Genomic DNA, 23,722 nt, shown 5'->3' with positions numbered 1-23,722 from the left:
TAAGGTTTTGTAATAAAAAAAGCCCAAGTAAAAACTTGGGCTCTATAATATGATATAAAAGTTGCTAATTAAACAACTAATAACTTTTGTGATGGCTTGAATTTAGTTAACACAATACCTTCAACAGCTGCTTGATATTCTTCTAATGTTGGAGTTCTTCCTAAGATTGAAGATAACACAACTACTGGAGTTGATGATAATAATGATTCTCCTTTTTTCTCTTTAGAATCTCTTACCACACGACCTTGGAATAAACGAGTAGAAGTTGCCATTACAGTATCTCCTGGCTCAGCCTTTTCTTGGTTACCCATACATAAGTTACATCCTGGACGCTCTAAATATAATACGTTTTCATATTTAGTACGCGCTGCTCCTTTTGGTGCATCGTCATCAAATACAAAACCTGAATATTTAGCTAACACTTCCCAATCTCCTTCTGCTTTTAACTCATCAACAATGTTATATGTTGGAGGTGCAACAACTAACGGTGCGTTGAATTTAACTTCACCTTGTTGAGCTTCAATATTCTTTAACATTTGAGCTAAAATCTTCATATCTCCTTTGTGAATCATACAAGACCCTACGAAACCTAAATCAACTTTCTTAGTTCCTCCGTAGAAAGATAATGGTTGAATATTATCATGTGTATAACGCTTAGAAACATCTTCGTTATTTACATCTGGATCAGCAATCATTGGCTCAACAATCTTGTCTAAGTCAATAACAACTTCAGCATAATATTTAGCGTCAGCATCTGGTCTTAAAGCTGGTCTGTTTCCAGATTCTAATTCAGCAATACGATTGTTAGCTTTATCAACTAAACCTTGTAATACTTGCTTTTCATTATCCATTCCTTTATCGATCATAATTTGGATACGATCTCTTGAAATTACTAATGATTCAATTAATGTTTCATCTTCAGAAATACAGATAGAAGCTTTTGCTTTCATTTCTGCAGTCCAATCTGTAAATGTAAATGCTTGATCAGAAGTTAAAGTACCAATATGTACTTCAATAATCTTCCCTTGGAATACATTTTCTCCTTCAAATTGATCTAACATTTGTTGCTGTGTAGCATGTACTACATCACGGAAATCCATATAAGGAACCATGTTTCCTTTAAATGTTACTTTAACAGACTGAGGAATTGGCATAGTAGCCTCTCCTGTTGCTAAAGCTAATGCTACTGTTCCCGAATCAGCTCCAAAAGCAACACCTTTTGCCATTCTTGTGTGAGAATCTCCACCGATAATAACATCCCAATCATCAACAGCAATGTCATTTAATACTTTGTGAATTACATCAGTCATTGCATGGTAAACTCCTTTTGGATCACGTCCAGTAATTAATCCGAAGTCATTCATAAACTTCATTAATCTTGGAATGTTAGCTTTTGACTTATCATCCCATACAGAAGCTGTGTGACATCCTGACTGATAACCAGCATCTACGATTGGAGAAATAATAGTTGCAGCCATCATTTCTAACTCTTGAGAAGTCATTAAACCTGTAGTATCCTGAGATCCAACAATATTTACTTCTACACGAGTATTTGATCCTGCATGTAATGTAACTCCTGGAGTATTTCCTACTGCATTTCTATTAAAAATCTTTTCAACTGCAGTTAAACCTTGACCTTCAATAGAAATCTCTTTAGAAGGTGCATAAACTTGAGGCACATCAATACCTAAAGCTTTACATGCAAAAGTTTGTAATTTTTTACCGAAAACAACAGCATAAGAACCTCCTGCTTTAATAAACTCCATTTTTTGAGGAGTTAACGCAGTAGAAATATCTTTTAATTCAGTATCTCCGTTATATAATTTCTTTTCTTTAGTATTGATTGTTAAAACTGTACCTGTTTTAACTGAATATACTTCTTTTAAGATTGGATCACCATCTTCATCTACGATAGTATTTCCATTTTCATCCTTTTGCTTCACCCAGTTTTTAAGGTCGATTCCAATACCTCCTGTAACACCAACTGTAGTTAAAAAGATTGGCGCAATACCATTAGTTCCTGCAATTACTGGAGCAATATTAATAAATGGTACATATGGACTAGAAGAAATACCTGTCCATAAAGCCACGTTATTTACACCTGACATTCTTGAAGAACCAACTCCCATTGTTCCTTTTTCTGCGATTAACATTACACGCTTATCTGGGTGTTCCTTTTGTAAAGCTAATAATTCGTTCTGCATATCTTTATTATGCTCGAACATAGATTGACCGTGTAATTCACGATCTGATCTAGAGTGTGCATCTGCACCTGGAGAAAGTAAATCTGTAGAGATATCTCCAACCCCTGCAATGTAAGTTACCACTTCAATTTCTTCATCAACTTCTGGTAACTCAGTAAAGAATTCAGCTTTAGCGTAGCTTTCGATAATACCTTTAGCTAAGCTATTACCATCTTTCATTGCATTTTCTAAACGCTGAGTATCAGCCTCATATAAGAACACTTGTGTTTTTAAAACTTTCGCAGCTTCTTCAGCAATGCTAGAATCGTTTCCTAATGCTAAATCTAAAAGTACTTCAATTGAAGGACCTCCTTTCATATGTGATAACTGCTCAAAAGCAAAAGTAGGTGTAATCTCCTCTACTACGGATTCTCCTAGGATAATCTCTTTTAAAAACTTTGCTTTAACGCCAGCTGCACTTGTTGTACCTGGTAATGTATTATAAATAAAGAAATTAAGAGACTCTTTTCTGTGCTCGTTATTTACATCTTTAATTTGTGAGATAATTTCACTAAGCAATTCGCTGCCATCAATTGGCTTAGGATGTAAACCTAGCTCTTTCCTTTCTTCAATCTCTTTTAGGTAATCTTGGTAGTTCATAATAGAAAAATCTTTTCAATGTTAAAGGCAATTTTATCAATTAGTTGTTTACACCTAATCTTACTTTGCCATAGTTAATTGTAACAATGTCGTTTGTATAGTTGCATATCATCTGCAAGACTATTCTAGTTTAATTGTCCTATGTAAGTTCTATTAAATAAGACTCAATTTTTATGAGTTGCTTACAAACAAAAATTACACAGTAAATGTTTATAATTTTAAGTCTGGCGAATTTACTAATTTTCGTTCATATTTGAAAATAATATAACGTTTTCGATTAAACATTAAATATTATCTAACAAAAACCATTTTAAAAAGATGTTTTTTATCAATTTACTAAAAAAGAAAACGTAAATTATCAAATTCACAATTTTAAATATGAGATTTTGAGATATTAAAAAATAATTTAGAAGAAAAAGCAGACCAATAAGCCGGATTCTGTAACTTTTTAATACAAAAAAGCCCTTATCATTTATCTAGTTAGAGCATTACTGCAAAAATCTATCTGCCTACCCCTTAGAATCGTGCGAGTAACACTCGAGCTCTAATATACGTGGCATTGCACCGCATAGAGTTTACCTGATTTCACTACAGCATTACCTGTACATTCTTTCTGTTGCACTTGTCCTCAGCTTTCACTGGACGGATGTTATCCGCTATGCTTACTCTTTGGTGTCCGGACTTTCCTCTAAGAAAATAAATTCCTAGCGATAAGGCTGGTCTGCTAATTTAATTTTTTACTTGATAGCTTTCATAAAAAAACCCACTCAAAGATTGAGTGGGAAAATTGCTATGAAAAAGAAAAAGTATCTAGAACGTCTTCTAGACACTACAAATATATAACTTTTTTTAACTTCCCACAAAAAAAAGTAAAAAAAATTATTCTTTTTATGAAAACATATCTTTCACCCTATCAAAAAATGACTTATCTGTTTTTTGAGGATTTGGTGAAAAGTTATCATCTACTAACATAGACTCAAAGAACTTACGTTGTTCTTTTGTTAATTCTTGTGGCGTCCACACATTAATATGAATTAAAAAGTCTCCTGTTCCGTATCTTTCTATACTTGGTAATCCTTTACCTTTAAGTCTTAATATTTTTCCAGATTGAGTACCTGCATCAACTTTAATTTTAACCTTACCAGTTACAGTTTCTATTTCTTTAGATGTTCCTAAAACTGCTTCAGAAAAATTAATATATAAATCGTAATGTAAGTTACTTCCTTCTCTTTTAATTGTTTCGTGCTCTACTTCTTCAATTAACACTAATAAATCACCTGGAATAGAATTTTTACCTGGAGCTTCGTTTCCTTTACCTCCAACTTTTAATTGTACTCCTTCTGTTACTCCTTCAGGAATATTAATAGTAACTGTTTCTTCTTTAACAACCATTCCCTGCGCATCTGCATCATTTGGTCGTTTATCAATCATTTCTCCAGCTCCTTGACAAGTAGTACAAGTAGTTGCAGTTTGCATTCTACCTAAAATCGTATTAGTAACACGCATAATTTGCCCGGTACCATTACATGTACTACATGTTTTATAAGTTACACCTTCGGCTTGTACTTTTCTACGAACTTTTACCTTCTTCTCTACTCCGTTAGCTATTTCTTCTAAAGTAAGTTTTACACGAATACGAAGATTTCCTCCTTTAACTCTAGCTCTTCCACGGCCTCCGCCTCCGAAGCCTCCGAAACCACCACCAAAGGCACCTCCGAAAATATCTCCGAACTGACTAAAGATATCATCCATATTCATTCCGCCTCCGCCGAAACCACCGGCTCCACCTTCAAATGCAGCATGACCAAACTGATCGTAACGAGCTTTCTTTTGCTCATCACTTAAAATTTCATAAGCTTCTGCACAAAGTTTGAATTTCTCTTCAGCTTCTTTGTTATCTGGATTTTTATCTGGATGGTATTTAATAGCCATCTTACGATATGCTTTCTTTATCTCTGCTTGTGTAGCAGATTTTGCTACTCCTAGTATTTCGTAATAATCTTGCTTTGCCATGTTTTTTCAATTATCAATAAACAATTAACATTTACTACTGAACCATCAATATTTAAAATATTTGACTAATGTTCAATATTACTGATAATCGCTTACGCTTGTCCTACTACAACTTTAGGGTGACGAATAATTTTATCTCCTAGTTTATATCCTTTTTCAACACAATCGATAATTTTTCCTTTTAAATCATCTGACGGTGCTGGTATTTGTGTAATTGCTTCATGAGTATCTGCATCGAAAACATCTCCTTGATTTACTTCAATTGCTGATAATCCTTTCTGTTCTAGTGTTTTTAATAATTTCTGATAAATTAATAATACACCTTTTCTTAACTCTTCTGCTTCTTTATCTTCTTCTATATGTGCAAGTGCTCTTTCAAAATCATCCAAAATTGGCAGTAAAACTGTCATTAATTCCTGACTTGCAGTTTTGAAAAGCTCAATTCTTTCTCTGGTTGTACGTTTTTTATAGTTTTCAAACTCTGCAAACAAACGTAAATACTTATCTTTCTCTGCCTGTAAAAGCTCTTCAGAAGTAGATTTATTTTCTTCTTCTTTTACATTTTCCTTATCATTTTCTACAGATAAAGCCTCAGATTCTTTCTGCTTTGCATCAAATTCAGCTCCTTTGATTTCATCATTTAATTCATCTTCCTTAGTATATTGATCTTTACTCATTGTAAATCGCTTCTTTAATTTTTAGTTTGCTAACTACAAGCAAGAATACTGCCAACACTGTAAAAAATGTCATTATGACATTTTGTTAATATTCGAAATATTATTTTCTCTTTTTAATCGTTATATTGCAAATTAAATAATCCCAAAACACCCAATTATGAAATTATTATCAAAATCAATCTTAGTTTCTTTAGCATTAGTTGCTATTTCTTGTAAGAAAAACCCTGCTGAAAGTCCAGAGCATAAAGCTTTAGTTGCAGAGCATGAAGTAATGATGAAAACTCATGAAGAAATAGAGAAAAAACATGCAACTATGAATGATGATCATAGTGCTATGGTTGCTTCACACAAAGATTTAGAAAACGATTCTCTTCATGTGGTTAATGAAAAAAATCATGCAGCTATTTTAGGTTCTCATACTTCTTTAGTTGAGAAGCATAAAAAATTAATCGCAGAGCACAAAGCTTTAGAAGAAAAACATTTAACTGGTGAAATTTCTTTAGAACAAATGGTTAAAGATCACGAAGATTTAAAGAAGCAACACCAAGAAATGTTAGACGAGCATAACAAAATGGTTAAAGACCACGAACAAGTTAAAGTTGAAGATGCAAAAATGGTGACTGAAGACGCGAAGAAAGAAACTGAAGAGGAAGCTAGCACAGAAGAAAAGAAATAAACTTTTTAGTTTTTCAAAATAAAAAAACTACCGTTTTCACGGTAGTTTTTTGTTTTATATACACTATACATTAAATCTTATTTAGGAGCATTGATTATTTCGCATCCCTCTGGAATTGAAAAATTAGCTTCCTCTAAAAATTTGATATCAGACAAATTTACTTCTCCTATTTGAGTGGTATATCCATCTTTTAAACTCCACATATGAAATGTCCAATTTGTAGCAAAAGGAATTCCTTGAACAGTAGTATAGTTGTTATATTTTATTGCATGAGGCTCTTTTTCTGCTGCTTCTTTTCCTTTACCAAAACTAACTATATAAGCAGCTCCAGCTAAAGTGTTTTTATCTGTTTTATAAACTACATACCAATCATCTGGTGCATCACCGGTTCCAGATTCAAATGCTAATTTACCTGTATTTAGCTTTTCTTTACCCCATTTATTTGGAACAAAATCTGACCAAATCGTTCCTGAATCGTTTAATTTATAAGGTAAACCTAAAAAGTAAGACCATGTAAAAATATCAAACCTTGCACCACCTTTTGCTTTCGCTGGAACTCCTTTTCCATAAACATTAGTACCATCAAAAATAATAGTGGTTCCATCTGGTTTTTCAATTTTAATTTTTCCGCCACCTGTTTCTTGCGTGATTAATCCTTTCATATAATCTTTTCCACCAAATTTTATATCTATTGTATAAGAGATATATTTCTTGGCAGAGAAACTTTCCTTTTGATGTGCCTTTTCTATACTAGATGTAAATTGTTCAGCAGTATTTTGTGCCAAAACTGTAGAAAACGATGCAACAAGTAATAAACTTAAAATAGCTTTTTTCATAATGAGTTAGATTGTATTGTTTTATTTGATTTAATTCTTTAGGTCGGTAAAAAGTTAAATCCTTACTTTTTAACATAAAATATATTCTACTTCATTTTTATTTTATCTAAATTAGGAACATAATTAACCTTTTAACCTTTACTATGAAAAACTTATTGAATGTCAATGGTGTCTCTGTGCTTACCAAAAAAGATCAAAAAACATTAACAGGAGGAATTCTTCTTATTGATTCTAAATATTGCGGATGTGATTGTGCTGGTGGTGTTACTGGTCCGAAATTCTGCGAACAAGTAATTGCTTGCCCACAAGTATATACTTGTAATGAATCGAGTTAAACTTTATTTTATTTACAATAAACAAATTGATAATAGCTTTTAAAGACTATTATCAATTTGCAACTATTCAAAACATTTGAACTTATTTCAAGTTCCATATACTTCATTTACAATTATTCTCAATATTTCAATAATTATCATAAACAATTTTAAAAACATTTCATTAAAACCAAATAGTTTTAATTTATTATTAAAAACAATAAATTAAATTACAATTTTAACAAATATTATTTCATTTAGATATAAAATTTAAATAATTTTAGCACACATTTAATCAAATTATTAATTTTTTAAAAGTCCTCAGGAATAATGAAAAAAAGTTTTTTAAGTATTCAAGGTGCTAGTACTTTAAGTAAAGCACAACAAAAAGAAGTTAACGGTGGAATCTCTTTCGGTAAAGATGTAGACTTAAGTAAATGTGGATGCGATTGTGCAGCTAGAGTTACTGGTCCTTTATATTGCCAGAAGTATATTGCTTGTCCAGCCGTTTATACTTGTGAAGAAACAATGTAAAATATTCTTTCATTTTACGAGAAAGACATCTTTAATAAGATGTCTTTTTTTATGCCTAAAAAAAGCAGTTACTTAGTAACTGCTTGATATATTTTAATAAACTAAAAGTTGATTTTATTCAATTCTTTCAATTTTAGCTCCGATAGATTGTAAACGTTCTACAATACGCTCGTAACCTCTATCAATTTGCTCAATATTATGAATAATACTAGTTCCTTTAGCAGAAAGAGCAGCTATTAATAATGAGATTCCAGCTCTAATATCTGGAGAAGTCATTTTCGTAGCTTTTAATTGTGATTGGCGATCATGACCAATAACTGTTGCTCTATGTGGATCACATAAAATTACCTTTGCTCCCATATCAATTAGCTTATCCACAAAGAATAATCTGCTTTCAAACATTTTTTGATGTATTAATACAGTTCCTTTGGCTTGAGTAGCTACAACTAAAACTATACTTAATAAATCTGGAGTAAAACCTGGCCAAGGTGCATCTGCAACAGTTAATACAGAACCATCTATGTAATTTTGTATTTCGTAACTTTCTTGGGCAGGAATATAAATATCGTCGTCTCTTCTTTCTAACTTGATTCCTAACTTTCTGAAGACATTAGGAATTTGACCTAAATCTTTCCAACTTACATCTTTAATTGTAAGTTCAGATTTTGTCATAGCAGCCATTCCAACCCAACTTCCAATCTCAATCATATCAGGTAAAATGCGATGTTCACATCCTCCTAATTCTTCAACTCCTTCAATAGTTAAAAGATTAGAGCCAACACCTGTAATTTTAGCTCCCATACTATTCAACATCTTACAAAGTTGTTGTAAATATGGTTCACAAGCAGCATTGTAAATCGTAGTCGTTCCTTTAGCTAAAACTGCAGCCATAACGATATTTGCAGTTCCTGTTACAGAAGCTTCATCTAAAAGCATATCAGTACCAACTAATCCAGTATCTGTTTCTACACCATAGAAATATTCTTCTCTGTTATAACGGAATTTTGCTCCAAGATTAATAAAACCTTCGAAGTGAGTATCTAAACGACGTCTTCCGATTTTATCTCCTCCTGGGCGTGGAATATATCCTTTTCCGAAGCGAGCTAATAAAGGACCTACAATCATAATAGAACCTCTTAATGAGCTTCCGTCTCTTTTAAATTCTGCGCTTTCTAGATATTCTAAATTAATTTCATCTGACTGAAAACTATATGAGTTAGATGATAACTTTTCTATTTTAACTCCTAATTCACCAAGAATAAATATTAATTTATTTACATCGATGATATCTGGAATATTATTGATTACTACTTTTTCAGCAGTTAATAAAACTGCACAGATTACTTGTAAAGCTTCATTTTTTGCTCCTTGAGGTGTAATCGTACCTTTTAATTGATGTCCTCCTTCTATTTTAAAAGATGCCATTTATTTTTTTCTGTTTTTAGAATTTTTATTGTGAGTTGATTTCTTTTTCCCTTGAGAACTACGTTGTTTCAATAATATTTTTACTTCTGCTAACTCATCTTCTTTACCTCTATAATCGATTTTACCATCTGAAAGTTCATATAAATGATCAAAGATCACCTCATCATCAACATTATCTTTATTCCAGTTTAGGTAACATTTTTTCATATGATTAGCAATCGTATATACTAATGCTTCTTTCATCTCACCATCATCCCAAGTTAACGCAACATCGATCATAGTTTGGATGTTAGTTCCGTAAAATCTATATTTTGAAGCTGACTTCGGATAAGGCATTGACTGAGGCTTCCCTTGTAATTCTTCTTGAGAAGGCTTTTCATATGGAGAATCAACATCAAGCTTAAAATCTGCCATGATGTGTAATTGATCCCATAGTTTATGTTTAAAATCAGGAACATCACGTAAATGAGGTTGTAAATTCCCCATTACATCTATAATAGCTTTCGCCATTGTATTTCTCTCTTCTTTAGTTGGAAGACTAATACAATGATCTACCAGTTTTTGAATATGTCGACCATATTCTGGTATAATTAGCTTAGTTCTTCCTGAGTTATATTCTAGATCAAACGTCATTTCTTGTTTAAATATTTAGTGCAAAGTAAGGATTAATTATGATTTAATAACTATGTTAAAACAGTAATCAATATGTGATGTGCAAATACGATCAACATTTGATTATTGTAGATTAACGATTCATTATTTACCCTATTACTTTTAGCTTTGCATATTGTAATAATAATTTTTTCTTTCCAGCAGTAGCAAATTGAATTTCTGCTTTTTTATTCGGTCCTTTTCCTTCTAAACCAACAACTTCACCTTTTCCAAATCTATTATGTTCAACAATATTACCCACAGTAATATCTCCATCAAATAGATTCGCTTTTGTACTAGAAACTTCAGAAACTTTTTTCATTTTTCCTTTCTTAGGAGCTAAGTCCCCTGATTTCTTATCCATGAACTCTTTTCGCTTTTTCTGAATAGGTTTTTGAAAACGTATTTTCTTTGGAGCATCTCCAAATAAATCAGCGTCAATAAATCTATTTGCTCTTGGTTCTGGAAGCTTTGGTGTAATATATTCTAAGAATTTATCATCTATCTCTTCTAAGAAGCGACTTGGTTCTCCATCTGTCAGTTTTCCCCAACGATATCTTGTCTGAGCATATGTTAAATACGCCTGTTTTTCTGCTCTTGTTAAAGCTACATAGAATAATCGTCTTTCTTCTTCTAATTCAGATCGAGTGTTCATACTCATTGCTGAAGGAAATAAGTTTTCTTCCATACCAACAATATAAACGTATGGAAACTCTAATCCTTTAGCCAAGTGAATTGTCATTAACGATACACGAGGAGTTTCATCTTTTTTATCACTATCAAAATCGGTAGCTAAGGCAACATCTTCTAAGAAAATTGGTAATGAAGCATCTTCGCCTGCTTCGATTTTATCTGTAATAAAATCTTTAATACCGTTTAATAATTCTTGAACGTTTTCTACTTTACTAATCCCTTCTGGTGTTCCGTCTTTTTGTAAATCTTTTACTAACTGCGTTTTCTTTACCACTAAATCTGCCACTTCAAAAGCATTTTTAGTTTGCGATTCAATTTGAAAACGCTGAATCATATTTGCAAAATTTTCAAGCTTAGTTTTTGTTCCTGCATTTATTTTTAAATCTACAGAAGACATATTTAAAATAACCTCGAAAATTGATTTTTTATAATGATTTGCAGCGATTGCAAGCTTATCTACAGTTGTTTGACCAATTCCTCTAGCAGGATAATTGATCACACGTTTTAACGCTTCTTCATCGTTAGGATTAATTAACAAACGTAAATATGATAGTAAATCTTTAATCTCTTTTCTCTGATAGAATGAAATTCCACCGTAAATTTTATATTTAATATCTTTTTTACGTAACGCGTCTTCCATAGCTCTCGACTGTGCGTTTGTTCTATATAAAATGGCAAACTCGTTATTTGTTAACTGGTTATTCATTTTATTATCGAAAATCGATTGCGCTACAAACCTTCCTTCTTCTCCATCAGAAATGGTACGCATTACTTTTATATATCCACCAGACTCGTTGGCTGTCCAAACTTCTTTATCTAAACGTGTTTTATTTTTAGCGATTACAGAATTTGCAGCATTAACAATATTACTTGTTGAACGATAATTCTGTTCTAACTTGAATGTTTTTACATCTGGATAATCTTTCTGGAAATTTAAGATATTCTGAATATTTGCACCACGGAAAGCATAAATACTCTGAGAATCGTCTCCTACCACACAAATATTCTGAAAACGATCAGCTAAAGCACGAACAATTAAATACTGAGAATGGTTGGTATCTTGGTACTCATCTACCAGTATATATCTAAAACGATCTTGATATCTAGCTAAAACATCTGGGAAACGCGCTAATAATTCGTTCGTTCTTAATAATAAATCATCGAAATCCATTGCTCCAGATTTAAAGCAACGATCTACATATTCTTTATAAATATCTCCAACTTTTGGTCTGCTTGCCATTAAATCTGCTTCTTGCAAATCAGAATTATTAAAGTAGGCTCTAACAGTTATTAAACTATTTTTAAATGAAGATATTCTACTTAAGATCTGTTTTGGTTTGTAACGATCTTTATCAAGATTCATTTCCTTAATAATCGTCGTAATTAAGCGAACAGCATCTTGTGCATCATAAATTGTAAAGTTTGATGGATATCCTAACTTATCTGCTTCTGCTCTTAAAATTCTTGCAAAAACAGAGTGAAATGTTCCCATCCATAAACTCTTGGCTTGACTGTTACCTACAACCTTACCAATCCTCTCTTTCATTTCACGAGCTGCCTTGTTTGTAAAGGTTAATGATAAAATATTAAAAGGATCTACTCCTTGCTGCATTAAATAAGCAATCCTGTAGGTTAACACTCTTGTTTTTCCTGAACCTGCTCCAGCAATAATAATCATTGGTCCATCTTTCTGCAAAACTGCAGCCCTTTGAGGTTCGTTAAGTTGTTCTAAATAATTATTCAATGAAATTGTATAATAGGTTGTAAGTAATTAAGTGCTAAATTAAACCATTATTTCTTCTTTTTCTAGTAGAGTTTCTCAAATTTATTCACAATTATTTAGAGTTTATAAAAAATATATAATTGTATATTTACGCTAGCGGATTTATCTATTCGGAGACTTTTCAAACTCAAATTTCAATATGAAAAAAACAATATTAAGTTTTATTTTCTTTAGTATATCGTTTACAATTTTCTCTCAAGATTTTACTGAAGACTTTAAAGCAATTGAAGATAAGGTAATTCAATGGAGAAGACATTTTCATGAAAACCCTGAACTTTCTAACAGAGAATTTAACACTGCAAAAACTATCGCCAAACATTTAAAAAGTCTTGGTATAGAAACAAAAGAAAATGTAGCTAAAACCGGAGTTATAGGAATTTTAAAAGGAAATCAACCTGGAAAAGTAGTTGCTCTACGTGCAGATATAGACGCTTTACCAGTAGTTGAACGTAATGATTTACCGTTCAAATCTACAGTTAAATCTAACTATTTAGGAAAAGATGTTGGTGTAATGCATGCTTGTGGTCATGATACACATACTGCTATTCTTATGGGTGTTGCTGAAATTCTTTCAAAACATAGAGATCAAATTAAAGGAACAGTAAAATTTATTTTCCAACCTGCTGAAGAAGGAGCCCCTGAAGGAGAAGAAGGTGGTGCTGAACTTATGGTTAAAGAAGGTGTTCTTAAAAATCCTGATGTTGATGCTATTTTTGGATTACACATTTCTTCTGGACTTGATGTAGGTAACATTAGTTATAAACCTGGAGGAATCATGGCTGCATCACAAAGTTTTAAAATTAAAGTTAAAGGAAAGCAATCACACGGATCGAGGCCTTGGACTAGTATTGATCCTATAATGATTTCAGCAAAAATAATAGATGGATTGCAAACGATAATAAGTAGAGAAGCAGATTTAACTAATGAAGGAGCCGTAATAACTGTTGGAAAAATAGATTCTGGTGTGAGAAGTAATATTATTCCTGAGTCTGCTGAAATGATCGGTACTATTCGTACGTTAGATTATGGAATGCAAAAACAAATTAACAATCGTATGAAAGAAATGGTTCCAGCTATTGCTAAAGCTTATCGAGCTGAAGCATCAATAGAAATTGAAAAAGGATATCCTATAACATTCAACAATATTGAACTTACTAAACAAGCTTTACCTACTTTACAGAATGTGGCAGGAAAAAATAATGTGAAACTTATTAAAGCAATTACCGGAGCCGAAGACTTTTCTTTTTTTCAAAAAGAAATACCAGGCTTTTATTTTTTCTTAGGAGGAAAAACAATAGGTAATGATAATCCTTATCCACATCATACTCCTGATTTTATAATTGATGAGAGTGGAATGCTTTTAGGAGTAAAAACAATGACTCAATTAGCTTTAGATTTTTTAAATAATTAACTGAATACATGGAAGACAAATTAATTGAAGGACTAGCATATGCATTACCAGCATTAGTAGCAGGTGGTGTTGCTTATTTTATGTTTAGTGCTTTTTTACAAAGAGATGAAAATGAAAAAAAGTTAGAAGCTTTAATTTCTAAAAAGCGTGAAAGCTTACCAATGAAACTTCAAGCTTACGAACGATTATTACTTTTCTGTGAACGTTTAAGTCCGCCTAAATTATTAACAAGAGTAAACCCTATTGGCGATGACGTTAATAGTTATGTTCATTTGCTTTTAGGAAATATAGAACAAGAATATGAACATAACATGGTACAACAAATTTATGTTCATGATGATGCTTGGAAAGCAGTTGTAGGCTCTAAATTAGCAATAACAAATAAGATTCGTAACACAGCAGAAAATTGTGAAACTGCAAAAGAATTAAGAGAAAATCTACTTATCGATTATTCTCAAATCGAAAGTCCAACAGAAACTGCAATAGCTATTATAAAACAACAAGTAAAGAAGTTGATTTAAATAAAAAGGTTACCTAAAATTAGGTAACCTTTTCCTTTTTAGAAAAAAAGGACTTCTATCTACAGAAGTATTTCTTAGTTAAAATATATTTTTGAAGCTCCTAATGGTGCATCGAAAGTATTCGTTTTCTCGTTAGATGATAAATCGAAAATATTTACTTTACTTATATCAGAGAAGCTAGCATCTAACGCATATAATTTTCCATTTTTTACTGCCATACCGTAAAAGAAACCATCTACTGCAGTTAATAAAGTAGTAGTTGCAGCATTAGTAGCTCCAATAGAAACGTTATAAACATCATTACCTACTGAATAATAAATACTATTATTGTTTAATGTCATAAGAGATGGGTGAACACCATCTGCAAACACTAACTCAGAAGTAACTTGTAAAGAGTTGGTATTTATAGTTGCAATAGCAGCTTTTGTCTCATTTCCTGTCCAAGGCTCATTACCTCCAGAAAGTACAATTAAATCTCCATTAGAACTAAATTCCATTTCATCTGGTTTAGATTTCACCTCAATTGTAGACACGTTTTTAGTATTAATATCTATTACAGAAATAATATTGTTAGTTGTAAAACCTCCTTTATGACTCACAAATAATTTTCCGTCTTTCTCAACAATTCTTTCTGGTCCATTTCCTACAGCAATCTTTTCAATAAACTCAAAAGTAGTTACATCAACAACTGCAATAAAATCATCTGTTTCGTCACTCGTATCGCCCCAGTTTGTTACATAACCTCTATTACCTATTACAGCAATATATCTAGGCTTTGATAACTCCTCTGTTATTTTTCCTAATTCTTGAAAAGTATATCTATTTACTACCGAAATTGTATTTTGATTATCAACAACTATATATGCATTATCTCCTTCTAATGTCATTGACTGTAAAAAAACACTAAGATCAGTACCATTTACTTTATTGTATATTTTACTTTCTACCGTAGTATAATCGTTAGAAATAAAAGAAATAGTTCCTCCAGCTGCTGCACTAGCTCCTTCTCCTGAAATTAATATTCCATTTTCATAATCACCTCTTGGTTCTTGCTGCTCAGTATCATCACTACATGATACTAATACTAAAATACTAGCAAAGAATAGTGTTTTGAATATAAAATTGATTTTTTTCATTTTTAAAATTTATAGTTTACGTTGAAATTATAGTTAATACCTGGCATTGGTCTAGCTCGAATAATAGTGTAATCTTCATTCAAAATATTATTGACTTTAAAACCAATACTTAAGTTTTGTTTTTCTCTTTTTAAAATGTTGTAGCTCCCTCCGATATTTGATATAAAAAACTCATCAACAACAAAGTCTTCTCTATTACTCTGAGTAGTGTATGTTTTACCGTTAAATAAGAACTGATAGAATATCGAAAAACGATTATAATTCATTCTAACATTAGTATTTGCAACATGTTTAGGAACAAATGGAATCGCTGTTTTCGTAGCTTCGTTAATTGCATCTACATAGGTATAGTTTACAGAAAGATCTGTTTGAATATTATCAAAAAACAAACGCTTGTAATTTGCAGCAAATTCAATTCCTTGATTTGTTGTTTCATCTAGATTAATTGGCGTCCAAATTCCTGGTCGATTCGGATCACCATTTGGCGTCCAAATAATTTTATCTTTTGAATTAATATTGAAATATGCTACATCAACAAATAATTGATTCGATTTAAAGCCAATTCCAAATTCACCTTGTAATGAGTTTTCAGGAATTAAATTTAAATTACCTTGACCTGGCCAAAATAAATCGTTGTATGTAGGAACTCTGTAGTTTCTTGATGTATTCGCTCTAAAAAAGAAACCTTTGTAAGGAGTTAACTTAAAACCAAAAGCATAACTCAAAGGCACATCAAAATCTGAATTATAATCTTTTCTTACCTTAATATCATAAGAAAAAGAACTCTTTACTTTATGATTAAGGATTAATGATTGCGAAAATTCTTGTCTATTTCTTTCTGTAATTTGATCAGTTCTTCCGTTTACACTTTCAAATCTTGTATTCGATGTTACCGTAGCATTAAGCTTTTGAAAAGTATAATCGGCAGTAATATCTGTATATAAACGGTTAGAACTTCCGAAGTTAAAAACATCAGAATCTTTATCATCAAAATATTTATACTTCTGAAACAGATAACCAACTCGAGTATTTAATCTGAAATTATTACGTTTAAACTCAAGAGACAGTAAATTCCTCTGATTTATATCTTGATACTTATCATCTGCTGAAGTTGGATTAGGTAATTCACCCGAAAGTAATCTATCACCAAAATAATATGTTGTGAAAAACTGTAATACTAATTCATCAGAAAATCGATATGCATTAGAAAAATTGATCGCATAGTTCTCATAATCACCATTTGAATTTCTGAAATCTGAGTTCAAAAACGGATAATCATTATCTGACCTGTTATAAGAAATTCCGAAGTTAGCTGTATATTTTTCTGAACCATATTTCAATTTATACAAACTATTTATAGTACTAAAACTTCCTACAGCACTTACAATTTGATTTGTAAACTCTTTATTTTCTCTGAATTTTAATACATCGTTTAAATGAACGGTTCCTCCAATTGCTCCAGAACCATATTCTATACTTCCACCACCACTTCTTACATTTAATTCATCATACAATCCTACCGTTAAAGAATTGAATCCCGTTTGTCCGTTGTTAATAGAATTAATATTAATCCCATTCCACATCACAGCTGTATTTGAAGCACTGGTTCCTCTAAAACTTGCAGAACTTGTTCCTCCTACTCCATGCTCGCGTAAATAAATTGCAGTATTAAAACGTAATAAAGAAGTAAACGATTCTAAATTATTTGTAATAATAGAATCATTCAAATTGACAACCTTTAACGATTTAGAATTCATTAAAAGTCTCTTATTCGCCTGAACTACAACTTCGTTCAAACGATTCTGTATCGTATCTTTTTGTGCATTAACTTTTAAAAAGATGCTACAAAAACAAATAACCAAAAATAAAACTTGCTTCATTATATACCCCTGTAAAAACCTTTATCCCGAAGGTTTGTTATCAAATAAAAATTTGGCAGGTCTCCTGGCTTGCGTCTTGTAACTTACCTTCCCGCTTTCGCAGTGGTTAAAAAGTAATTAGTTACAAGCTTTATAGCTTACAGTTGCGGGAACAGCTTCGGTTTTACACCGAATTCCCTTTTAATTTTCTCCAATTGAAAGTTGAAGAAAAACCAAAATTTTCGGCAAATGTATTGTTTAATTATAAATTAGTCACTAATAAATCGTGATAATTTGCGAATTTAACGTTTAAATCTTCTGAAACTGAGTAGTATTCTGGGTGAATCATAGCGGCTAAACATTCAATTCCGTCTACTAAAGTTCCTGCAGAAGATTGTGTAAACATGGCAAAATTTGCGATGTAAACATTCTTATTTTTCACAGCTCGTAATTCGTTCCAACCAGCTTTATTTGTTAAAAACTCCATGTCTTCTAGAGTTCTTTCTATTCCATAACCACAAGGCGCAATAATTAGAACTTCTGGATCATATTTTACTATTTTATCCCAAGAAATTACTATACTATCTCCTGAAGGATGTGACAATAAATCGATTCCACCAGCATAACCGATTTGATGAGGAATCCAATGTCCGCAGTTAAATAAAGGTTCAATCCATTCTAATAACATAATACTTTTAGATTGGATTTTATTTTCACGTTGAACATCAACTACAGCCGCAATACGATCTCGTAATTTTTGAATATAATTAATTCCTACTTCTTCTTTTCCCATAGCTTTAGCTACAGTTAAAGCACTATCAAAAACATCTTCTAAAGAATTTGGTGTAATTGAAATTAACTCAGGAATCTTTGGTAATTTATAAGCTGATTTTGCTACAGATTCAGTATCGATTTGACAAACATCACATACATCTTGGGTAAAAATTAAATCAGGAGCAATACTTTCTAAAACTGGTTCATCTACATAATATAAAGTTCCTCCTTCAGCTTTGGTTTTCGAAAAAATCGTATTGATTTCTTCACTAGTAAGCGTTTGTCCTTCTAACTTATATTTTACCACAACTTTTTTCTCTTCTAAAGCCACCGCAGGACATTCGAATGTTATTCCTTCTAAGTATTCTTGCAACCCCATATCATAGATCATTTGGGTTACTGCAGGCATAAACGACGATACTTTCATACTATTCATTTTAACAGCACAAAAATACGGAGTAATAAATTATATTTTCTTTTTCTAAAAAATCTTTATAATCTTTGTTTTCAAATTTTCTTTGATTATGATGCATTATATCTCAGGAGGAGAACGATCTGGTAAAAGTAGTTACGCACAACAACTTGCTGAATCTTTGTCTGATAATCCTTATTATTTAGCAACTTCTAGAATATGGGATGATAATTTTAGAAATCGTGTACAACGTCATATTTCTGAAAGAGACGAACGTTGGACTACCATTGAAGAAGAAAAAAATATAAGTACTGTAATTCCTGCTAAAAGTACTGTGGTAATAGATTGTGTGACTTTATGGTTAACAAACTTTTTTATGGATACCGATAGTAATGTTGAACTTTGTTTACAACTTGCTAAAGAAGAAATTCTAAAACTTTTAGAAATTGATGCTACTATTATTATTATTTCAAATGAAATAGGAATGGGATTACACGCGCAAACTAAATCTGGAAGACAGTTTACTGAATTACAAGGTTGGGTAAATCAGTTTATTGCAAAAAAATCTGATACCGCAACTTTTATGGTCTCTGGCTTACCTTTAACTTTAAAATAAAACTAGATGATTACACCAATCTCTACTACGTTAATTAACGATATACAGAAGAAAATAGATTTTAAGACTAAACCTATTGGTTCGTTAGGTGTTTTAGAAAAAATCGCATTACAAATTAGTCAGATTCAAAATACATTAACTCCAGAACTAAACAATCCTGCAGTTGTAGTTTTTGCTGGTGATCATGGAATTGTAAAAAACAAACCTGTAAGTCCGTATCCACAAGAAGTTACGCAACAAATGGTTTTAAACTTCACCCAAGGTGGAGCAGCAATTAATGTATTTTGTAAACAAAATAATATTGACTTATACATTGTTGATGCTGGTGTAAATGGAACTTTTGAGTACAGCGAAAAACTTTTAAATCATAAAATTGCTAATGGAACTTCAGATTATTCTGAAGGAAAAGCAATGTCTGAAAATCAATGTAAAGCTGCTTTAAAGGCTGGTAAAAAAGTAATTCAAAAACTACATAACCAAGGAACAAATATTGTTGGTTTTGGTGAAATGGGAATTGGAAATACTTCGGCGGCATCTTTATTAATGAGTTATTTTACTAACACACCAATTGAAAAGTGCGTTGGAAAAGGAACTGGTTTAGATGATAATGGTGTAAATACTAAAGGTGAAATTTTAAGAGCTGTATTTGATTTACATAAAAACAATATTCACAACCCGATTGATGTTTTAACTAGTTTTGGTGGATTTGAAATTGTTATGTTATGTGGTGCAATGTTGGAAGCAGTTCGATTACAAATGACAATTTTAATTGACGGATTTATTGTTACTTCTGCCCTACTTGCTGCTCAAGCTATAGATAAAAATGTTTTAGATTATTGTATTTTTTCTCATACGTCAGGAGAACAAGGCCATGAAAAAATGTTGTCTTACTTAAACGTAAAACCAATTCTTAATTTAGGAATGCGATTAGGTGAAGGTTCTGGTGTTGCAGTTGCCTATCCTATAATTAAATCGGCAGTAAACTTTTTAAATGAAATGGCAACGTTCGAAAGTGCTAATGTTTCTGAAGCAGAGTAAAAAGAATAGTATAAGAGACTATGAAAAAAGTAATTAACCTTTTACCAAATAGACAAGAATATTGTTTATTAATTAAATCTGCTTTCGATACTAGCTTTTGTGATAAAATCATAAATACTACTAAATCTAACTTTAAAAAAGCTATAACTCACTACCCTACTTCTTATAGAAATAATGAAAGACAAGTTATTGATGATGAAACATATTCTACATCATTATTTAATGAAATAAAAAATTACATTCCAAATAACATCAAATATTCAGGAATTAGTAAAAAAGAATCTGGTGAATGGATTTTAAAGGCTTTAAATTCAAGAATAAGAGTATGTAGGTATTTACCAAATCAATACTTCAATAAACATCTAGACGGCGTTCATTACATTTCTGATGACATGCAATCTAAGTTAACATTCATGATCTATTTAAATGGTAAAGAAGATTTCTCTGGAGGTAAAACTCTATTTTTTGATACTAAAAATTCAATTCATCCATTTAAAAAATATACTCCTGAAAAAGGCGATCTAATAATTTTCGACCACAATCTTTGGCATTCTGGTGAAATAGTTCTTGATGGTATTAAATATGTTTTAAGAAGTGATATTATATACCAAAAGATAAACTCCTCGATTACAAGAAAAGAAATTCCTTTTTCTGAAGGACATTTAGGCTATATATGGAACATCACGAAGTTCAATGATAATTTAATCACTTCTGGAAGAGATAAAAAAATAAAAGTTTGGTCTAATAAAGGTGAAAAGAGAACAGAAATTGCTGAACACAAAAACTCTATTCTTAAAGTAATAGTCTTAAATAAAAATACAATTGTAAGTGCATCTAGAGATGCAACTATAAATATTTTGAAACTTCATCAAAATGATTCTTTTGAATTATTTAATAAAATAAAACATCATAAGTCTACAATACTTTCACTGTGCAAAATTGATGATAGTTCTTTCTTTTCTGCAGATGCAGAAGGAATCGTTAATCAAATCGACGTAAATGGAAAATTAATAAAATCATTAAAAGCTCATAAAGAATGGATTTGGGATATTAAGATTATAGATGAATCTTTTTTTATTACTATTAGTGAAACTGGCTCTTTAAAAGTTTGGTCTTGTGATAGTTTCAAATTAATTTCTGAATGGAAATATCTTGAGCCTTTAAACTCATTAACCATTAAAGAAAATATTATTTACGTTGGAACTTTTAATGGCTACCTTATTAAACTTCAATTCGATTACAAAAAGCTAATTATCTCTGAATTATATAAAGAAAAGATCCATTCTGGAATAATTAGAAGAATTAAAATACATAAGAGTTATTTACTTACTGCTAGTGAAGATAATTTTTTAAAGATTCATAACTTAGCAACATTGAAAACAGTTCAATCTTATGACCATAAAAACTTTGTTCAAGATTTAGAAGTTTTAGATGATAAAATTATTTCTGTTTCATATGAAGGAGAAATACATCAATTTCAGCTTCCTATCCAAGATACTATTTCATGAAAAAACAAATCCATTATTTTTTAACTGCTGTATTATTCTTTACAAGAATTCCTTGTCCGAAATGGGTAGATCATTCTTCTGAAGCTTTAAATAAAAGTAGTCGCTATTTTTCATTGGTTGGAATTGTAGTTGGTAGTATTGCTGCTGCTGTGTATTACGCAAGTTCTTTTATTTTCTCCACTGAAATTTCTCTGGTTTTAAGTATGGTAAGTTCTATTTGGATTACAGGTGCTTTTCATGAAGATGGTTTTGCTGATAGTTGTGATGGATTTGGTGGTGGATGGACTAAAGAAAAGATTCTTACCATAATGAAAGATTCTCGCTTAGGAACTTTCGGAGTTATTGGTTTACTCAGTATTTTAAGTTTAAAATTCTTGAGTTTAAAAGAACTTTCGAGTCAAATTAATATTCCATTAGTTTTAATTTCTGGTCATGCAATCAGTCGTTTTATAGCAACTATTTTACTCTATACTCACGAATATGTAAGAGATTTTGATAGCTCTAAAGTAAAACCAACTACAAAACAAATGAGTACAATATCACTAGTCATCTCTGCTATTTTTGGTGTACTACCATTATTCTTTTTTCAAAAACCAATTGTATTTATTAGCATTTTCCCTTTGTTAGTTGCTTATTTATATATGGGGAATTTCTTTAAAAAATGGATTGGTGGTCAAACTGGTGATTGCGCGGGTGCTTTACAGCAAGTTACTGAAGTTGTTTTTTACATTTCTTTAATTGCCATATGGAAATTATTATAGTACGACATACAACTCCAAACATAGAAAAAGGAATTTGTTACGGACAAGTAGACATTGATGTTACTGCTACTTTTTCCGAAGAATTACAACCCATATTGAAAGAATTAAAATCAATTGATTTTGACCATATATATGCTAGTCCGTTACAGCGTTGTAAAAAACTAGCTGAAAAAATTAGCACAAATATTACTTTCGATAATAGATTGAAAGAATTAGATTTTGGTGATTGGGAATTAAAAAAATGGGATGATATTCCAGCTGAAGAGATTAATCCTTGGATGGAAAATTTTGTTGAAGTTCCTGTAACTAATGGAGAATCGTACATCGACTTAAATAATCGTGTCGTGAATTTCTTACAAGAAATAGAAAAATTAAACACTAAAAATATTGTTATTGTAACTCATGCTGGAGTTATGCGTTGTATTTGGGCACACTACAATAATATTCCGTTAGATAAAACTTTTGAATTGAAATTGACTTATGGTCAAATCTTAAAAATATCAACCGATAAACTCAATGATTAAAAAAGCTGTCTTCATATCGTTATTTTTTATCTCAATCGGAAGTATTCTATCTCAAGTCTCTAGTCAAGTATCTGAGTTATCAAAAAAGTTAGAAACTATTCATTATGCAGAAAGTAGTCATGTTGGTGTTTCTGGAAGACCAAGTATAATCTATTCTGATTATAGAAAAATTGATTCAATAGCAACAAATGAAGAGCTATTTCATTTTGCAAAAAATGGAAGTAATTCTCTCAGATTTTACTCTTTAAGGTCACTAGTTAATCGAAAAGACATTGATAAAGTTATTTGGTTATATGAGTTCTATTCATCGTATCCTATGAAAGTTTCTTATCAAAGTGGTTGTGAAGTTCAAGCTGTTAGTTTAAAAGAGGTAATCAAAAGACAATTTCAATTAATTGAGAAAATAATTGAAGAGAATCGAGTGGATGTTATTGATAAACAAATTGTATACTACAAGAAAGAATTATTGAATAAGAAAATAACAAAGAACAAAAAGATAACTTTAACCTATGAAGGATTCATTAAAGATTTATACAAAGAAAAAGAGAGTTTAAAAGTATTATCTAAATGGAATCTAAAAGAGTTATCTCTAATTTTAAATAAACTAGAAAGTATTGATAAACTAGAAAGGTAAAATCATTAACATTAAGTGCAACAACGTTTATAATTAATTGTGACTGAATTTTATCTAAAAAAACACTTTCAATTACTTTTTAA

The 23,722-nt window shown here is 31.1% G+C and carries 21 protein-coding genes, 1 other RNA gene and 1 riboswitch; of the genes, 11 read left to right on the top strand and 11 right to left on the bottom strand.

From position 1 onward, the window contains the following. Positions 1-68: 68 nt before the first annotated feature. The 4 genes from Q1A15_RS05360 to Q1A15_RS05345 all read right to left on the bottom strand — a co-directional run bounded on the left by Q1A15_RS05360 (position 69) and on the right by Q1A15_RS05345 (position 5,533). Positions 69-2,843, bottom strand: coding sequence for a bifunctional aconitate hydratase 2/2-methylisocitrate dehydratase (locus Q1A15_RS05360; RefSeq protein WP_299619962.1), 2,775 nt, complete (start codon positions 2,841-2,843; stop codon positions 69-71). Positions 2,844-3,254: 411 nt separating this feature from the next. Further along, positions 3,255-3,571: RNase P RNA component class A (gene rnpB / locus Q1A15_RS05355), an RNA gene on the bottom strand. Positions 3,572-3,731: 160 nt separating this feature from the next. Beyond that, complete coding sequence (gene dnaJ / locus Q1A15_RS05350) at positions 3,732-4,856, bottom strand: molecular chaperone DnaJ (RefSeq protein ID WP_299619959.1); 1,125 nt, start codon at positions 4,854-4,856, stop codon at positions 3,732-3,734. A 92-nt stretch (positions 4,857-4,948) separates the two neighbouring features. Then, positions 4,949-5,533, bottom strand: a complete 585-nt coding sequence (locus tag Q1A15_RS05345; protein ID WP_299619956.1) for a nucleotide exchange factor GrpE — start codon at positions 5,531-5,533, stop codon at positions 4,949-4,951. A 157-nt stretch (positions 5,534-5,690) separates the two neighbouring features. On the opposite strand from Q1A15_RS05345, the gene Q1A15_RS05340 reads away from it, so the two are divergent. After that, entirely contained in the window at positions 5,691-6,209 is a 519-nt protein-coding gene (locus tag Q1A15_RS05340; protein ID WP_299619953.1) for a hypothetical protein, read from the top strand. 77 nt (positions 6,210-6,286) lie between these two features. Here Q1A15_RS05340 and Q1A15_RS05335 read toward each other — a convergent pair whose 3' ends face one another. Next, positions 6,287-7,045, bottom strand: a complete 759-nt coding sequence (locus Q1A15_RS05335) for a heat-shock protein Hsp90 (RefSeq protein WP_299619950.1) — start codon at positions 7,043-7,045, stop codon at positions 6,287-6,289. Positions 7,046-7,188: 143 nt separating this feature from the next. On the opposite strand from Q1A15_RS05335, the gene Q1A15_RS05330 reads away from it, so the two are divergent. Continuing rightward, the gene (locus tag Q1A15_RS05330) at positions 7,189-7,380 is read left to right on the top strand and encodes a hypothetical protein (protein WP_299619947.1); all 192 of its coding nucleotides are present in this window, start codon (positions 7,189-7,191) and stop codon (positions 7,378-7,380) included. A gap of 309 nt (positions 7,381-7,689) precedes the next feature. Next, positions 7,690-7,893, top strand: a complete 204-nt coding sequence (locus Q1A15_RS05325; RefSeq protein ID WP_299619944.1) for a hypothetical protein — start codon at positions 7,690-7,692, stop codon at positions 7,891-7,893. 114 nt (positions 7,894-8,007) lie between these two features. On the opposite strand, the gene murA is transcribed toward Q1A15_RS05325, so the two are convergent. From murA to Q1A15_RS05310, 3 genes are all read right to left on the bottom strand, one after another. Continuing rightward, positions 8,008-9,318: a UDP-N-acetylglucosamine 1-carboxyvinyltransferase gene (gene murA, locus Q1A15_RS05320; protein WP_299619941.1), complete on the bottom strand. Its 1,311-nt coding sequence runs from the start codon at positions 9,316-9,318 to the stop codon at positions 8,008-8,010. Further along, positions 9,319-9,951: a DUF4290 domain-containing protein gene (locus Q1A15_RS05315; protein WP_299619938.1), complete on the bottom strand. Its 633-nt coding sequence runs from the start codon at positions 9,949-9,951 to the stop codon at positions 9,319-9,321. A gap of 127 nt (positions 9,952-10,078) precedes the next feature. Further along, complete coding sequence (locus tag Q1A15_RS05310; protein ID WP_299619935.1) at positions 10,079-12,406, bottom strand: UvrD-helicase domain-containing protein; 2,328 nt, start codon at positions 12,404-12,406, stop codon at positions 10,079-10,081. Positions 12,407-12,584: 178 nt separating this feature from the next. Between Q1A15_RS05310 and Q1A15_RS05305 the strand changes: the two genes are divergently transcribed. Both Q1A15_RS05305 and Q1A15_RS05300 read left to right on the top strand, forming a co-directional pair. Beyond that, positions 12,585-13,856, top strand: a complete 1,272-nt coding sequence (locus tag Q1A15_RS05305; protein WP_299619932.1) for an amidohydrolase — start codon at positions 12,585-12,587, stop codon at positions 13,854-13,856. Between the two features lie 8 nt (positions 13,857-13,864). Next, the gene (locus tag Q1A15_RS05300) at positions 13,865-14,377 is read left to right on the top strand and encodes a hypothetical protein (protein ID WP_299619929.1); all 513 of its coding nucleotides are present in this window, start codon (positions 13,865-13,867) and stop codon (positions 14,375-14,377) included. A gap of 74 nt (positions 14,378-14,451) precedes the next feature. Here the strand turns inward: Q1A15_RS05300 and Q1A15_RS05295 are convergent, their stop codons facing one another. The 3 genes from Q1A15_RS05295 to Q1A15_RS05285 all read right to left on the bottom strand — a co-directional run bounded on the left by Q1A15_RS05295 (position 14,452) and on the right by Q1A15_RS05285 (position 18,573). Beyond that, positions 14,452-15,513 (bottom strand): DUF5074 domain-containing protein, encoded by a 1,062-nt coding sequence (locus tag Q1A15_RS05295; protein WP_299619926.1) that lies wholly within the window; start codon positions 15,511-15,513, stop codon positions 14,452-14,454. Positions 15,514-15,515: 2 nt separating this feature from the next. Beyond that, on the bottom strand, positions 15,516-17,393 hold the full coding sequence (locus Q1A15_RS05290) for a TonB-dependent receptor (RefSeq protein ID WP_299619923.1): 1,878 nt from the start codon (positions 17,391-17,393) through the stop codon (positions 15,516-15,518). Positions 17,394-17,429: 36 nt separating this feature from the next. Further along, a riboswitch (cobalamin riboswitch) is annotated at positions 17,430-17,625 on the bottom strand. Between the two features lie 9 nt (positions 17,626-17,634). Then, positions 17,635-18,573, bottom strand: coding sequence for an ABC transporter substrate-binding protein (locus Q1A15_RS05285; RefSeq protein ID WP_299619920.1), 939 nt, complete (start codon positions 18,571-18,573; stop codon positions 17,635-17,637). A gap of 97 nt (positions 18,574-18,670) precedes the next feature. Between Q1A15_RS05285 and Q1A15_RS05280 the strand changes: the two genes are divergently transcribed. The 6 genes from Q1A15_RS05280 to Q1A15_RS05255 are packed head-to-tail and all read left to right on the top strand — an operon-like array spanning position 18,671 to position 23,639. Continuing rightward, positions 18,671-19,174 (top strand): bifunctional adenosylcobinamide kinase/adenosylcobinamide-phosphate guanylyltransferase, encoded by a 504-nt coding sequence (locus tag Q1A15_RS05280; protein ID WP_299619917.1) that lies wholly within the window; start codon positions 18,671-18,673, stop codon positions 19,172-19,174. Between the two features lie 6 nt (positions 19,175-19,180). Beyond that, entirely contained in the window at positions 19,181-20,212 is a 1,032-nt protein-coding gene (gene cobT / locus Q1A15_RS05275; RefSeq protein ID WP_299619914.1) for a nicotinate-nucleotide--dimethylbenzimidazole phosphoribosyltransferase, read from the top strand. Between the two features lie 20 nt (positions 20,213-20,232). Beyond that, positions 20,233-21,720 carry a 2OG-Fe(II) oxygenase gene (locus Q1A15_RS05270; protein ID WP_299619911.1) on the top strand — a complete coding sequence of 496 codons (1,488 nt, stop codon included), beginning with the start codon at positions 20,233-20,235 and terminating at the stop codon, positions 21,718-21,720. Beyond that, positions 21,717-22,481 carry an adenosylcobinamide-GDP ribazoletransferase gene (locus tag Q1A15_RS05265; RefSeq protein ID WP_299619908.1) on the top strand — a complete coding sequence of 255 codons (765 nt, stop codon included), beginning with the start codon at positions 21,717-21,719 and terminating at the stop codon, positions 22,479-22,481. The genes Q1A15_RS05270 and Q1A15_RS05265 overlap by 4 nt, the downstream gene beginning before the upstream one ends. Further along, a complete protein-coding gene (cobC, locus tag Q1A15_RS05260; protein ID WP_299619905.1) occupies positions 22,466-23,005 on the top strand; it encodes an alpha-ribazole phosphatase in 540 nt (179 codons plus the stop codon). Before Q1A15_RS05265 ends, cobC begins: the two co-directional genes overlap by 16 nt. Beyond that, positions 22,998-23,639 carry a hypothetical protein gene (locus tag Q1A15_RS05255; protein WP_299619902.1) on the top strand — a complete coding sequence of 214 codons (642 nt, stop codon included), beginning with the start codon at positions 22,998-23,000 and terminating at the stop codon, positions 23,637-23,639. The genes cobC and Q1A15_RS05255 overlap by 8 nt, the downstream gene beginning before the upstream one ends. The last annotated feature ends 83 nt before the right edge of the window (positions 23,640-23,722 follow it).

It is taken from the genome of uncultured Tenacibaculum sp. (assembly GCF_947495995.1).
In the GTDB taxonomy this organism is placed as follows: Bacteria; Bacteroidota; Bacteroidia; order Flavobacteriales; family Flavobacteriaceae; genus Polaribacter.
The sequence above is the reverse complement of the archived record's forward strand: the minus strand, read 5'-3'. Positions and strand labels throughout refer to the sequence as shown.